The 13,723-nt window shown below is 45.3% G+C and carries 14 protein-coding genes; 10 read left to right on the top strand and 4 right to left on the bottom strand.

Annotation, left to right across the window (positions count from 1 at the left end; translation table 11 throughout):
* Positions 1-239 precede the first annotated feature (239 nt).
* Positions 240-968, top strand: a complete 729-nt coding sequence (locus tag C7H79_RS15105; protein ID WP_106708123.1) for a hypothetical protein — start codon at positions 240-242, stop codon at positions 966-968.
* Between the two features lie 651 nt (positions 969-1,619).
* Positions 1,620-2,018 (top strand): hypothetical protein, encoded by a 399-nt coding sequence (locus C7H79_RS15100; RefSeq protein WP_106708122.1) that lies wholly within the window; start codon positions 1,620-1,622, stop codon positions 2,016-2,018.
* A 289-nt stretch (positions 2,019-2,307) separates the two neighbouring features.
* On the opposite strand, the gene C7H79_RS15095 is transcribed toward C7H79_RS15100, so the two are convergent.
* From C7H79_RS15095 to C7H79_RS15085, 3 genes are read right to left on the bottom strand one after another with little or no spacing between them, the layout of a single operon-like run.
* Positions 2,308-4,422 (bottom strand): transglycosylase SLT domain-containing protein, encoded by a 2,115-nt coding sequence (locus C7H79_RS15095; protein WP_106708121.1) that lies wholly within the window; start codon positions 4,420-4,422, stop codon positions 2,308-2,310.
* Positions 4,423-4,432: 10 nt separating this feature from the next.
* On the bottom strand, positions 4,433-5,344 hold the full coding sequence (locus tag C7H79_RS15090) for a hypothetical protein (RefSeq protein ID WP_106708120.1): 912 nt from the start codon (positions 5,342-5,344) through the stop codon (positions 4,433-4,435).
* A gap of 9 nt (positions 5,345-5,353) precedes the next feature.
* Entirely contained in the window at positions 5,354-6,949 is a 1,596-nt protein-coding gene (locus C7H79_RS15085) for a hypothetical protein (protein WP_197714652.1), read from the bottom strand.
* Between the two features lie 157 nt (positions 6,950-7,106).
* On the opposite strand from C7H79_RS15085, the gene C7H79_RS15080 reads away from it, so the two are divergent.
* Genes C7H79_RS15080 through C7H79_RS15050 form a run of 7 tightly spaced genes read left to right on the top strand, consistent with a single transcriptional unit; the run spans position 7,107 to position 11,409 of the window.
* Complete coding sequence (locus C7H79_RS15080) at positions 7,107-7,961, top strand: hypothetical protein (protein ID WP_106708119.1); 855 nt, start codon at positions 7,107-7,109, stop codon at positions 7,959-7,961.
* Positions 7,962-7,968: 7 nt separating this feature from the next.
* Positions 7,969-8,712, top strand: a complete 744-nt coding sequence (locus tag C7H79_RS15075) for a hypothetical protein (RefSeq protein WP_106708118.1) — start codon at positions 7,969-7,971, stop codon at positions 8,710-8,712.
* A gap of 17 nt (positions 8,713-8,729) precedes the next feature.
* Positions 8,730-8,987 carry a hypothetical protein gene (locus C7H79_RS15070; RefSeq protein ID WP_106708117.1) on the top strand — a complete coding sequence of 86 codons (258 nt, stop codon included), beginning with the start codon at positions 8,730-8,732 and terminating at the stop codon, positions 8,985-8,987.
* Positions 8,984-9,475, top strand: a complete 492-nt coding sequence (locus C7H79_RS15065) for a hypothetical protein (protein WP_106708116.1) — start codon at positions 8,984-8,986, stop codon at positions 9,473-9,475. The genes C7H79_RS15070 and C7H79_RS15065 overlap by 4 nt, the downstream gene beginning before the upstream one ends.
* Positions 9,476-9,488: 13 nt before the next feature.
* A complete protein-coding gene (locus tag C7H79_RS15060) occupies positions 9,489-9,821 on the top strand; it encodes a hypothetical protein (RefSeq protein WP_106708115.1) in 333 nt (110 codons plus the stop codon).
* Between the two features lie 8 nt (positions 9,822-9,829).
* The gene (locus C7H79_RS15055; protein ID WP_106708114.1) at positions 9,830-10,924 is read left to right on the top strand and encodes a hypothetical protein; all 1,095 of its coding nucleotides are present in this window, start codon (positions 9,830-9,832) and stop codon (positions 10,922-10,924) included.
* 2 nt (positions 10,925-10,926) lie between these two features.
* Complete coding sequence (locus tag C7H79_RS15050; protein WP_106708113.1) at positions 10,927-11,409, top strand: hypothetical protein; 483 nt, start codon at positions 10,927-10,929, stop codon at positions 11,407-11,409.
* Positions 11,410-11,723: 314 nt separating this feature from the next.
* On the opposite strand, the gene C7H79_RS15045 is transcribed toward C7H79_RS15050, so the two are convergent.
* Positions 11,724-12,071 carry a hypothetical protein gene (locus C7H79_RS15045; protein WP_106708112.1) on the bottom strand — a complete coding sequence of 116 codons (348 nt, stop codon included), beginning with the start codon at positions 12,069-12,071 and terminating at the stop codon, positions 11,724-11,726.
* A gap of 386 nt (positions 12,072-12,457) precedes the next feature.
* On the opposite strand from C7H79_RS15045, the gene C7H79_RS15040 reads away from it, so the two are divergent.
* On the top strand, positions 12,458-13,723 hold a 1,266-nt coding region (locus tag C7H79_RS15040; RefSeq protein ID WP_106708111.1), incomplete at its 3' end, for a hypothetical protein.

Here is a 13,723-nt window from a genome sequence, read left to right as displayed (position 1 = left end):
CGTTGATGCGAGACAAGTTGGAACGCGTCAAATTCAAACTACCTGGATGATAGAGAGGTGCGCCTGGAGTCTCGAAGCAAATTGCAGTATGTAATTATATTATATTATAATGTTGCATGTCTTGTTTCTCTGTTTCAGATAAACAAGTATGAACAAATATATTATACCAATTCAAGCTGAGCAGGACACCTCAGTTTGATTTTTACGAAGCAGTAATAATATGCAAAGGAGAATAAAATATGGCTGATGCAATAATAGACAATATACCTAAACTCAACCATGACGAAATAAATTCATCAATAACTATTCCACTAACTCCTACTTCGGGAGTTCCTAAATATGATCTATCTGGGATGGTGTTTGGCACTACCCAGGCACCATTTGACCCCACATACAAATTCTTTGCCACAGAAGGAGCAACATATAGTCTACTTGATACCAGCTTCTTTGATCCCTATCTGAGGCTGTATGATCGATCAGGAAACGCCATAGCAACTAACTCGGAAGATAGCGATAGTGCAGCAGAGATTATATTTTCCGATTTACTTCACGATGAAAATGGAGAGAAGCATTCATTAGATGTAATTATCGAGTGGACAGCGCCATATTCAGGTATTTTTTTCATAAAACCAGGATGGGAGCAAGAATTAATTCACAAGAATTATCTGCTTGTTGTGAGTAGTGATATGGATACAGCCGTGCAACAAATTTCGCAACTAAGTGATACTGATACCGACAGAATATTTAATTGGGGAGAAAGCGCATACACTAATCTGTTCCCTGAACATCAGAATTCGCAAGCTGATGTTCAGGGCTATTACGCCAGAATTTATTCAAATGGTGACGCTCTCGGAGAGAGAGACGGCATTATTTATTATTACGACGGGGGAACTGATGGAACAGGAGAAATTGTTGCCGTTGGCACAATTTCAGATTATTTGCCGCAAGCAGTTGCGGCTGGATTTTAATCGGTACATCCGTCAATGGTCTATGGTTTCAGAGATATGGAGTTCTTCAAACTTAAAATTATAGCGCTGCATGAAACTAATTACGTTCTTGTCGGTTAAATTAGAAAGTATGTACTTGCCGGATGAACCTCATTTTTGATGTATACGGGCTAAGGTCCTCACGATGGTTTATGTAGATAATTTACCTGGTCGTCATGCGTATTGACACCTTGTCTGATCGCAGATTTATTAGTAATAAGAGTTATTGAAATATTCTCATTCTTTGTGTGAATGGCTAAGACATAGAGTTACTTAGAAGAACAGATCTTGTATCTCGTGCTTGTATCAAGCGTTTGGTTTTAAGCACACCTGAAAGATTATCAGAATATTTTTACCTTTTTAATAGTAGCTAATTTTGAAAAAATTTGAAATTTCGCCAACACACCACAAACTGTATTCGCGCTTTCATTCTGCGTAAAAAAATAGACGCCTAAAGGAGGTAATTGTCGACACAGTAGTGTTGCGATGTACATATTTTAGCTTCAATATATCTTCAAGTTAGCGATTTCACTTATAAAAAAATCAGAAAATTCTCACTAGTTTTTGCCATATGCTTTCAGTATATTTAATTTCATGTAGTTACGCTGATTTGTTAATCTTAAAGGTGAGATCATGAAAACAATAAATTATCTGAATGGTATTTACAGTGTAAGCCTGAATCAAGATGAAGTTTTCATGATTCTATCCGGAGAGATGCCCTGTATTGTTTTTGAAAATGATCCAGAGATACCAAATGATGAATGTTTATGGGTTTATTATGAACCAAAAACAAATGACATTCTGCCGCCTATTTATCCGTTTCCATGCAGAATTATCTCTCATATGCGGCTTGAAAATCAGAATTATGTCCTAATGCTCACCCCCGATGAACCTGATCTTGCAATCAAGGAAAGAATTCAGGAATTTAAGGCAGGCATTAAAAGAGTGGATGAATTCGCAGGTTCCGTTGCTCTGGCTATTAACAAATATAGAAGTGAGGTTCCAAGACTTTGCCAAAAGAAAAATGCATGAGCTCTCTAGGTTGAGTAAACAAGCTTATTAACATTTCACTTTACCAAGAGGTAAACATTCGTACTCTTGCCTGTTTGATTAAATTAAATTTTGGCATTTATTAACACAGTAGCTTATATTGAAAACTTCTTGATAAATTATTGCCCGAATTTCAATTTCTTTCAGTTTTTATTTCTTTTTATAAAGAATACTTTTGAAAATCATTTTCATCGACTTTCTAGAATTAATTATCGTTATTTTAATAATCTGCTTTGAGTTCTTGCTTATCGGGTCACGGTGTATGTGCAATCTAAGAACTCAACCCACCCGTAACAATATGAGCAATTCGCCTATCTCTTACATCCTGTCCTACTTCCTGTTTTGCTACCACGTTATTTGAGTCTTTTTTGCCAGTGATACTTCCCACTGGCGCAATAATTGGCGGGGCATCCGGTATCGAAGGTATGGATGACGACACTGACGGAATGCCTGGTGCGGGTGCAAAAACCGTTTTGGCTGGATCAAAACTCACCGGCGATGCCAATGAGTTGCTGGTTTCCGGTATAGACGCACCAACCACTGAAGCGTAGCGCTTATCCAAGGCGATTCTGTTGGCATCGATGTACTCAGCGGCGGTTGCGCTATTTTTCCCGTAGTTATTATCAATGCCGAATTGCGTGCTTTGGGATAAATCACGCTTTGAAAGTCCCTTTTCAGCCCCTTGAATCACTTCCTTGGCTGCAGACGGTCCTAGTTGGTGCATCATGTAGATGTTTTCTGGCGTGATCGGCAATCCCTGCTTCTTGAGCATGTTCATGTTTTCCACCGCCAGTTTCATGCCGCCCTCGATGTTCTGATCAACATCAAAGCGATTCTTAATGCCTACGCCAGTAGCGGTTCTTCCTGTGAACTGAAATAATCCGATGGCGCCAGTCTCACTAATGGCGTTCGGATTGCCTCCGCTTTCCATGGCCGCTATTTTTTGCATCATAACCGGGTCGAGCCCATGTTTCTTTGCTTGAGCCGCGATCTTTGCCTGGATCTCAGGTGGCATTCCACGCGGCAAGTTTGCCGAAGTATTGGCCGAACTGGTTTTTAATGCGCGTATACGTTGCGCTTCCGCGTCAGTATAGGTTCCATGACTGGCCAGCTTGTCGCCGCCTTTTATGCCATTAAATGTTGCTCTGTGTCGGTAGCCTTTGGGCATAACTGTTTCCAGAGCGGATCCTACACCGGCTTCTGCAGTATCGTATGCACGCTTAATTGCTGACGAAACGTTACCTTTTACCGCCTGGTACCCGCTTTTTACTTTATCAGCAACCGGTTTTAATGTTTTATTAAGATCGACGCCCAGTTTATCTTTAACGAAACCGGTAAATGTGAGCCAGGCCGACTCGATCTTGCCGCTGACACTCTCAATGAATGAGGTTAATTTTTCGCTAATAAAGTCGAGTGGGCGGCGCATCGTCTCCATCGTTTTGTTGTGAGCGTTTGAGAACTGGTCCACGAATTTCTTTCCGAATCCGCTCGTAAACGTAGCGATACTACCTGCGGCCAGTACAGCCAGAGGCAAAACATACCTCATTAGCCAGCTACTGTTACCGCTATCAGGCCCACCTGATGATTCTGTCGTCTCTTCAATGTTTTTCAGGCTTTTATTGGCCGCTTTATTGAATAACGTTTCATCTTTACGGAATAGCCTTAACTCACCAAAAATGCGGCGAAACCAACGGTCTTTGCGTTTCTCATCGATACTGTTGCCGATTGATAGCATTTCATACCCGCGTGACAACGGCTGAGAAACCTCATTGAATGCCTTGATGGTAGGATCAGTATCCTCCATGCCTCCACCAATATTCCCAATTGCATCAACTATTTTGTTAGCCGCAGAACTCAGAGCTCTACCGCCTTCCTCATTGGCGTAAACAGAACTCTCAAAGCTATCATCCGTGTCGCCTCGATTCCCGGTGCCATTTTTTCTTTCAAACCGCCCAGTCGTGGTATTTCTGTTTGCTGGCGCAGCACTTTTAATGCCCTCGCCACCTTCTTTCTTGGCTGATGTTTTTTCGGTTCGGATGTTACGAGTAATGGCCTTTCGTTCAAGGGGACTAGCTAGTTGCGAAAATTTACGCTCCCCCAAGTCCTCGCGGAGTGGCTTGGTTATTAGACTTGCTGAAGATGACTTAATAACCCTGCTAGCTAGGGGTGAAGCTAGGGGGGTAGCTACTTGGGGCTTGGCCGGTGCATCCGGTAGTGGCTTTTTAATCCGAACTATCGGTGCCGCTGAGTCGCCCTTGCTGCTACCGGTCAGAGCCGCGCGGATTGCACGCAAATCTTCCCTGATTTCATTCCACAGCCCGAAGGTTTTATCAAGATCAACGGATTCCCCAATCAAAAAGCCCTGATTGTCATGTTTAATCGCCATCGTCAGATTCCTATGCTTTTATGAACGTATCTATTTGAGAGAATGTCATTTGCACCTCTGCCATAGCATCTTCGCGCCTGGACAGGCTGATTTCAAGATTAGACGGCCTGAACCATCCGATGCTTTCATACGCTCCATACAGCGTGCTTTCTCGGGTAACAAATGAATGAATGATGTTGAACTTGATAGCGTACATTGACGGCAAACCCACGGTACCATCTTGAGCTACGACGCTGCTGTGGTGAAGTTCGTACCACTTCTTTATGGTGCCAAACTGATCATCCATGGTGGAAATACGCATTTCAACGGGATCGCCGGTGCGAACTGAATCGATAGTCGAGCCGCCCGTTCTATGTTTTTCGCTGCCCACGATATACGGGGCGTACTCAATCTCTGTTGCGAACTTATTAAGCCAGGGGGAAACCCAGTCACCCATTAATCGGCTGGATGCCTCAATCAGGAATAAGTTTTTCTTGGATAGTCTTGTCGATTGCATTGTCTCAAAGATTCTCAGTGCTTCCGTTGGAGTAATGCCGCCAAATAAGGGAGAAGGGCGGTTCCAGTACATTGCCTGGGAAGCTGCAGCACTCATGCCAGGTAGAAGTTTGTTGAGTAACCCGGAATCGAGTATGCGCAAACCTGCAGCATTTACATCACCACGCATGATATCGCCCACAACCCCGGCGCCAACGTTCAATCCGCGTCTTGCCGTGATAGGAATGTGCTTGTTGATCTGATTAATAACGACATTTCGACCGGTAGCGGCGCCAATACTGCCGATTGCTTTGGCCAGTTCGCCATTGCCCATCATGCTTGCGGCTCTTTGGCCGATGCTATTGGTAATGGAACTGGCGCTACCGATTACCGAGCCGGTCAAGCCACCTCTTGAGAGTGATTGCGCTACATTGTTATATAAACTCATGCCTGCTCACTATTGGTTATTTTCGCCGCCAAAGTTGCCTTTGTTGCCACCAAATCCGCCGCCACCAAAGCCACCGCCATCTGCTCCTGGATCGTCTTTTACCTTCACGATGGTTGCAAACAATTTAGCCTGATCGTCATCCAGCATCATGTTTTTGGTCAGGAATTCAGCCATTATTTCTTCGGTAGCGCCCATGTCCTTCATCATTTGCATGGCCTGAACCAATAGCAAGCCGGAATTCATTGAATCCGCTTTGGTGCGCTGCTTTTCTGCTTCAAGTGCAGAGATTGAACCGAAGAAATTAATGCTCCACGGGCGATCTCTTTCGTTAAATACAATGCCGTAGCGCTTCATGGTATGGATGTCAATAATCTGGTTGAACATGTCTGCCAGTGATGAGCGGATCATTCTGGCATTCTCAGCGGCTTGTGCGGATGTTCTAAAGAACCCACCTTCACCCAATCCACCCGCCAATTGATCGGCAAACCCAAGCATGGACAGGTCAACACCGATTGCGCCGGACAGCAATCGTGCATGAATCATCACGTCGTCAATTATGATGCTTTGCATGGTTGATTTATCCGCGCTGGATATTGAGATTAATTGCTTGTCAGCGTACATCGGCAGGATTGAAGTCACCGTTTCCGGTATCGATCTGCCGTTCTCTATAGCCTCGGCAACAATACCCTTGATGTCCTTGTACATCGAAACAACTGACGCCATAAACCGGTCCTGCTGCTCTTTGGTCATGTTCTGCATCTGCAAACCGACAATTCTGTGATCAAGCGATGCCTTCCATCGTTGACTGACCATGCCAAGTAACGTTGAATTGAAGTTGTTGTACGCTTCCTCCGCGTTATACAAGAGCGAGCCACCGGCCATGCTTGGCATGAGAGGTAATTCGTTAAGATCATCCTCGGTAATGGCAATCCTGAGTGATTTCTCAACCACTCCATACTGAGGTGTCCATTGTGTGCGCGACATTTTTAACCTGGCCATTTGCGACACATCCAGCCGCTCAAAATTGCGCCTGCCTGTAAATACGGCATAACCAACCGTGCGATTGCCGCGCTCGAACGGCTGCACCATGGGAGGTCTGACCATCTCATCGGTGCTGACATCGATCACGCCCCGGTTATCCGTATAAACGCGGCCATAGGCATCACCAAATACCGCACCTATATACGCGGTCTGAAACGCAATTCTGTTGAATATAGGTTGGAGTTCCTCGGCTGTCTCTTCAACTATCCGCATCAGCCTTTTATCCTTGCTGGAAACAGGTGTCGTCTCCATAAATACAATATCGCCGTTTGTTTCGTGCCCACCCAGTGCTGATGTGACAAGGAGTTTCAATGCCGATGAAACAACGGCATCAGACTCCATTTCACTCCACTTGTTGTAGATTTGCTGTCTCGACCTGGCTGATTTTTTGCCAGATCCAAGCAAGGATGCGACAGTCGTAATGCCCGATCCATATAGGAAAGTATCTGCAGGTTGGATTTCCTGAGCAGGATCCAGGTATTCGGATTTCCAGCGCTTTCCCGGTATTCCAAGGCTTGCGAGTAAACCAGGCTTTTTGGTTAGTTTATTGTTTGAGATAGGCATAGGTCACACGAAGGCAAATGATGCGCAGATATTAGGGTGTGTCACGTCATGAAATACCTCGCATTTTCCGCAGAAAGAGCGCTTATACGGAAAAACACAGCTAGTTTGCTGACACATAGGCGGCATTATTGAAGAAATTCAACGAATGGAGTCAGCTATGCCAACTACTACACCCATGATTCGATACTCTCTTAAAGAGCGAGGCCGCAAATACACTGGCCAGGCGCGTAACTTCAATATCCAGAGGATTTTCGATAGCGTTAATGGCGATGCGTGCCAGGAAACAGTAGCTTCCAGAGGAATGATTGGTTACTACGGCCACTTCCCAAGAATCCGGTTCGGAATGAACCCGGCTGAAGGCGGTTTAGATGGCGGCAAGTACGTTCCAGTGCAGCCTGCATTCATAACCACTCACCTCAAGGTAACAATGGACGGCATCGTAGAACATCAGGCTGAATTCCTGGATACCGCAGCAGGGCAGGTCGCAGAGAAACTATTTTTCCAGAAAGTAGGGGGGTTCTCATCGGCAATCGATGAAAAGAGACCACAATTCTATGGCTTCGATTACGTTCTGCAGCCTAATTTTCTTGATAATTCCTTTAGAGGTGTTGCGCTTGACGATGCTTTGAGCGGCAATACCGGCGATCTTACCTATGACGACGTGTACGCAGCAGAGCAGGAAGAACATGCGCGTTCAATGATCATCCTGCTGGACAGTATAAATACTGAGCGCGAAACTACCAACGCGGTTATCGAGCGACTGCAGGCGGAAAACGAACAATTCCTGTCGATTCTGGCCGCTAAGGGAATCGACGCTAACTCAATCCTTGATTCCGTGGCAATGGCACCATTAGTTGTGCCTACGAACCCCATCAACACACTGCAAAACGACCGTGATTATTTTCACTCCATAGAAAAATTACCCGAGTTTGAAGAACCGGTCGAAGAGGAAGTCAGTGAACAGCAAGTTAATCCTACGTTTGGGCGATTGATTAACAAGTTCATGAGGTAAACGAGGTATGTTTCAGCCGGTCAAAAAGGCTTTTGGCGAGTATATGGGCAGATATTATGCCGAAATACTGCCCACTACCAAGTCTCTGAATGAGTATATAGCTCGCGGATTACCAAAAAGTGTCGTATGGGCGCCATCGCGCATGGTCGATGCCGTTGAAGATATGCTGGCTGCCTGGCAGAGAGAGGACGTCGATAACACGCCAACCAACCCGGTAGATATGCCGGTCATTATTATTGCGGTGGCCGAAGATTATGTGCCCTCCGGACGAGATTACACCCGGCAGATATCCGAGGAAGTATTTTTCACGTTTCCGGATGATGCCAAGGGGCGCATGTTTAAACTTCAGGCGATTGCCGGTGATATCCGTGCGCAGATAGTATTCGCCGCGCATGATGAGCCCACAGCCAAATCACTCGCTTCACAATTCCTTTTATACATTGATTCTGCACCTAACCGCAGATTTGATGCGCAATATACTTTTGCCGGATTCGATGATATGTGGCCGGTACAGATTGAATCCAGTGATTCCCCTGCTATGGCCATAAAAACGGAAGCAAAGAATCTTACGATCCTGGCTGTTGATCTCACTCTAAAAGCATCCACGCCTCTATTCAAAGCGCCTGCAGACAACGAACCCAATGACGGCAAAGGAACCCCAGGAGATCCCCTCGATCCTTCCGGGTACCCAGTCGTTGATCAGGTGGATTTTGATGCCAAAACGATTAATAAACAAACCACGGTAACTTAATTATGGATGACTCAACGATGAATATTATTTACGAAATTGATATTGACTTGATTAAGCAGGTCGCTACTTATTACTTGCTTGCAGGGCTAGTTTTCTTGTTTGCTGTATTGCACTTTGGTTTTAAAGATCATGATGAAAAGGCAGATATCGCCAGCAATCTAGGCGTTGTGGTCATGACAGTGATTGCATTTTGGCCATACAACCTCATTTGCCTGGTGTTTTCGTGGCCGGTTTGGACAATGCCGGTTAGTGAACTCTTCCGGAGACATAGATGATTCAGCAAATACAGGCTACGTTCGCAGGATATGGCGGTCGAGCTTGTACGTTATTTTCTGCCTTATACAAAGACACGAACATTCTTGTGATTGGTGCAGAAGCTGAATACAGAACAGAGCGGCGTGAAAACTGCGTGGTTTTAACCAACGACCCTGACATACCGCGCGATAGCTTGTTCGAGGATCTTGAGCTCAAACAGGCCATATCAGCTTTCTACTCTTTAAAATCCGGCGTTGCTGTTGATGGCAAAAGTTCTCGCCTGGTTATCTCTGATCGTGCTGCGCGCGCGAATCCTGAGTCGTCAATTGAAAAGGACGGCATTGATAATTCAGGACCGGTGTTTCGCGTTGCTGACGGAGTGACGTGCAGTCAGATTGCCGCTCTTGCTACCTGCCTGTATGCAATTAGAGCGGGAACCATAGAAAGCGCTGTGAGCATGTCTGAGCAATTGCTGGCTTTGTCGCGCGGCCAGATCGTAACAATATAGAGGCCATCATTCGATGATCGATAACAATTCCGTAGCCGCCAAGGATTTCTACAAGGAAGTCAGGATTTTTGCAGATAGCATTAAGCCATGGGAGACGGCCATATTCTACGAAACAAAGCCCGATGAAGCCTACGACCTTTCTCTGGTATCTCAGCGCGTATACGGTCGCCGTGATGAGTATCTTGCTGTCATGGCTGCTGCCGGTCTGGATATGTTCGATCAGGCTTTGCCGCAAAAACGCATCATTCTACCCACTGAAAGCCAGCTATACGCCATCAAGCGCCGTACCGGGTTTGAGTCTATTGGCGCCTATCGAGAAAATTTCTCGCCTACCTGGGCTGATTAATCCCGGCTATGGCTAATTTATTACTTGGAAAAATAAAGGCCAGTATCGGCAGGTTGAAGGGGCACGTCAGCGAAGCCAGGGCTAATGCCAGGGAGGATTTGCGCGAACGCCAGGCGGCTGAAAAGTCACCGCGTTCAATTATCCTTACCAAGAATGAAGTGCAAGGTGAGTGGGATGCAAGTCGCGTGCTAATGACAACCATGGGCGGTCAGGTAAGACCAATTACAACCAGCGATCTTGCGCAATTCCGTCATAACATGAAGTTAGCGCAAAGAAATTTTAATGGCGATGGAATAACTGCCCGGCAAGTAATCGATCTGGCCGCTTCCAGGCCGATGCCTGGGACCGGACCAGAAACCGATCTGGATCGAGCCAAGAAGCAAATCACTATGGCGGTACCGGCGTCAGCCATGAATGGTCATATCAGATTCATTACCAATGCCGGACCCGATTCCGATGTAAACCGACACCATGTTTTAGTGCGTTTCAATGCATTCGCTGAAGCGGCCAATCGTCTCATGTCATCCAAGGCTAAGGATAGCAAATCTCCAAAGCAGATAGCCAACTGGCTGAGAAAGCAAAAACTCGCGTTCGATTGTGATTGTGGCCGGCATCGGTATTGGTTCCGTTATATCAGCACCATAGGCAACTTCAATGCTGGTCGCAAGGAAATGGGATACCCGAAAATAAGAAACCCAAATCTTAAAGGTGTGGCGTGCAAGCATGTGCTGCGAGTCATGGCTGAAGTTGAATCATCGGGAATTGTGCTTAATTTTCTTGCTAAACACATGGAGAAATTGCACGCTTCAAAAGATAACACGGCCAAACACAATGCCCGGCAAGCGGATATCGACAAACAAAAAGCCAGCGCTACGCGCATCAAGACCAGTGATCAACGAGCGGCAGAGCGTGCAAGAGCAAAAGAAAAGAAGGCCATTCATGATGCAGCAAAGAAGGTAAAGAGAATTGTCAGGAAGCCAGTTGCCACGAGAAAAATTGAAGCGGCTCTGGCATCAGGTCAGCTATCAGCGTCAGACTTGGCGGTGCTGCGTAAATTCAATATGACAGACAAACAGATTGCCGCAAAACTAGGAGGCAGTTAGTCATGCTTAATAATGTGCCAGGCGCGGTTAATCGAATGACGCGAAATATCGTTATCAATCATCCGAACACATGGGAATGTCAGGTATTCAGAAAGACCGTTAATCGCGTTGGAGAGTCTATGTCAGGTGGATTGCCTACCCTGGGTGGAGTCGGTGTTATGGCTGCTGATGATGAAGAAGATGTTTCGTTCGAGCTCGTGGGTATCGGATATGCGCTACAGGCAGAAATGTTCTCAGCATCATCCATGATGGACCGTCAGGATGCCAATAATGGTTTCGCCGGTGAATTCCGATTTCTGATCGAGCCCGAAGCGCCCACAGGAATGCCGGGTAACTTCACGATCAAAAAGCGCGATGTTTTTTACCTGGTAATTTCTGATGATGTGAAGCTGGCATTTGAGATTGTTGATGTGGAGACGGTTATCAATATTCCGCCGTTCGCAATGCGTTATGTTGCTAATCGTCGCGGTGATCTTGATATTTAATTTATTAAAATGTTAGAGGATCAAGAGAGCTGATTAATAATTTGGTGTATGCGATTTTCGAGCAATTTGAATCGAGAAAAAATACGCCACTTTGACTGAAGTAATGATCGATCATTATCATTCATCTGTAGGGGTTCGATATAGTTAACCCAATGTAGATTTTTTAAGGTTATATTCATTTTTTGATTGCTCATATAAATAAAGCTCTAATTTTTGGTAAAAACGCAGAACGCCTCTGATCGGCCATAAGTGAAGGGTGTCCTTGTTGTACAGATCAAAAAACGGCTTATGAATAATACTGCAAGCGATTATTATCATAGGGTGAAACGGACACTTTTATCTGATTTTTTCATATTATCTCTAAATTCTTCGATTAGATCGAAGAAGTCGAGATTAAATTCTATAGGTGAAAGCGTAAGAAAATGAAGCCGATTCGCAAAAACTCCACATGATAAAATTTGGCATGGAAATGGATCAATAATAGGTGGAATAATGTCATTTTCTGCGGGTGCATAGTGAATCCACAAAAATTCACCCTCAGGAATTTCAGGATCTTTTTCACAGACAATATATGGAATATACCCGGATACAAGTAAAATAATTTCGTCCTGATTTAGTTTTAAACTGTAAGCACCATCTTCATCTATATTTACTTTCTTCATTTACTTTCTTCAAGGAATTAATCAATAAATAACATGATGAGAAAATGCAAAAGATTATTACTACGGATTTAATTTGCCACAAAAATAGTACGAAATTTCCTAATTTTTGATAGGAAATATCTTAATGTTGATTCTAAAGAGAAGTCAGGATAAAAAGAATCGCATTTGATATCGAGCCCTATGCCTTCTTGCGGGCTATATCCTTTACTCAAGTCACCAGTAGTAAGCATTTCCAGTCAAAAGCGGAAAAACCCACGTTTTAGAAATTTGTAGACTCTCAAAATACGGGCTTCTATCGGTGTCAGTGCGCTTTAGCGCATTGATTCCGAGGATAGTTGCCCGGTCTTTAGTCCGGGTGTGTGAATAAAACCATAGGACCAAAGACAATGACCACCATCAAGCGTACAAATCAAGAATATCTGAACAATAAGACTGCGGAAGTGGCAGTGTTTATTGATAACCTGAAAGAAAATGCCGTTAAGTCTGGAACTTTCGATTCCGCTGCTGCGATGGATTTTATCGACACGGCAAGCAATCAGAATACTGGCGTAAAGATTCCTGAGAAGCTTCAAGTGGTTTTGGATAACGTTGATAGCAAGGATTCTTCGCGCATTACCCGAGCATTGCTGGATAGCGTGAACGTGTACGAATCACAGCACGGAGTCGAAGCGCCTGCTGACGTGATCGAGCAAGCGATTCATTCCGCTTACGCCACGACCGACACGGCACGCAGACAACATAAGTTACCGACTCTTGATTCTGCTGATTCAAATCACCACGATCAAATCTCACTGCAACCTAACCGCGCTGTTGTTGCGATTCTGTCAGCGATGGGCGATGCAATCCCGTTTGCTCATTATCTGCCTGCAGATATCGGATCAAACGAGGGTATTCTGGCGATCATGTCTCACCGCGCCGGCAATACCTTTGGTCAATACGCTGAAGGCGGTTCATTGGATGGCGTTAACTCGGGCGATTCCTACATTTCATCTTCTCGCGTGAATAAGAGTATGCCGGACTCAGGTACAGGCGCAGTGACCGGCGCGTTGACTTCGATTCAGGACACTGACGAGACCTGCGCTGGCGGCTCAACCGTCAAATTGCTGCGCGGTCGCTCAATTGTTTATGTGAATGGTATCCCTGCTGCGAAAGAAGTTGATTCGACCGGGTCCGGCAATTCCGCCGTAAGCGGCACCATTGATGTGGCTGGAACGAGTTACAGCATCGGGGGAACGATCAATACCGATACCGGCGTTTATGCACTGACCACCACTCCAAAACTGCCGGATACCGTGCCGGTCATCGTTGAGGGCTTCCTTGACTTTGAGCGTGCACCTGAATTAACGCCGTCAATCGTGACTGCTGTTAATACTTTCAGACTGTACGCAAAGCCATGGAGAGTGACCACTTATCAAACTATGGATAGCCGCACTCAAATCGCTAATGAATTGGGTCTGGATGCTTACAGCGAAGGCGTTATCTCTGTGCAAACCCAGTTTGCGAACGAGCGTCATTATGAAGTTCTGAGAAAAGGTAAGCGTATCGCTGTAAACAATCAGACAACCTTCGACTTTGATTGGGCTGCACGTTCACAGCAGTTGTTGAAGTCACAAATCATGATTGATTTGGCGTCTGCTTTGGGTGCCGTGTCG

Source organism: Nitrosomonas supralitoralis (assembly GCF_003011925.2).
Classification (GTDB): domain Bacteria; phylum Pseudomonadota; class Gammaproteobacteria; order Burkholderiales; family Nitrosomonadaceae; genus Nitrosomonas; species Nitrosomonas supralitoralis.
The sequence above is the reverse complement of the archived record's forward strand: the minus strand, read 5'-3'. Positions and strand labels throughout refer to the sequence as shown.

Excerpts from the sequence above, each read along its gene's own strand:
- C7H79_RS15105 (WP_106708123.1), top strand. The coding sequence starts at position 240 with ATGGCTGATGCAATAATAGACAATATACCTAAACTCAACCATGACGAA.
- C7H79_RS15100 (WP_106708122.1), top strand. The coding sequence starts at position 1,620 with ATGAAAACAATAAATTATCTGAATGGTATTTACAGTGTAAGCCTGAAT.
- C7H79_RS15095 (WP_106708121.1), bottom strand. The coding sequence starts at position 4,422 with ATGGCGATTAAACATGACAATCAGGGCTTTTTGATTGGGGAATCCGTT.
- C7H79_RS15090 (WP_106708120.1), bottom strand. The coding sequence starts at position 5,344 with ATGAGTTTATATAACAATGTAGCGCAATCACTCTCAAGAGGTGGCTTG.
- C7H79_RS15085 (WP_197714652.1), bottom strand. The coding sequence starts at position 6,949 with ATGCCTATCTCAAACAATAAACTAACCAAAAAGCCTGGTTTACTCGCA.
- C7H79_RS15080 (WP_106708119.1), top strand. The coding sequence starts at position 7,107 with ATGCCAACTACTACACCCATGATTCGATACTCTCTTAAAGAGCGAGGC.
- C7H79_RS15075 (WP_106708118.1), top strand. The coding sequence starts at position 7,969 with ATGTTTCAGCCGGTCAAAAAGGCTTTTGGCGAGTATATGGGCAGATAT.
- C7H79_RS15070 (WP_106708117.1), top strand. The coding sequence starts at position 8,730 with ATGAATATTATTTACGAAATTGATATTGACTTGATTAAGCAGGTCGCT.
- C7H79_RS15065 (WP_106708116.1), top strand. The coding sequence starts at position 8,984 with ATGATTCAGCAAATACAGGCTACGTTCGCAGGATATGGCGGTCGAGCT.
- C7H79_RS15060 (WP_106708115.1), top strand. The coding sequence starts at position 9,489 with ATGATCGATAACAATTCCGTAGCCGCCAAGGATTTCTACAAGGAAGTC.
- C7H79_RS15055 (WP_106708114.1), top strand. The coding sequence starts at position 9,830 with ATGGCTAATTTATTACTTGGAAAAATAAAGGCCAGTATCGGCAGGTTG.
- C7H79_RS15050 (WP_106708113.1), top strand. The coding sequence starts at position 10,927 with ATGCTTAATAATGTGCCAGGCGCGGTTAATCGAATGACGCGAAATATC.
- C7H79_RS15045 (WP_106708112.1), bottom strand. The coding sequence starts at position 12,071 with ATGAAGAAAGTAAATATAGATGAAGATGGTGCTTACAGTTTAAAACTA.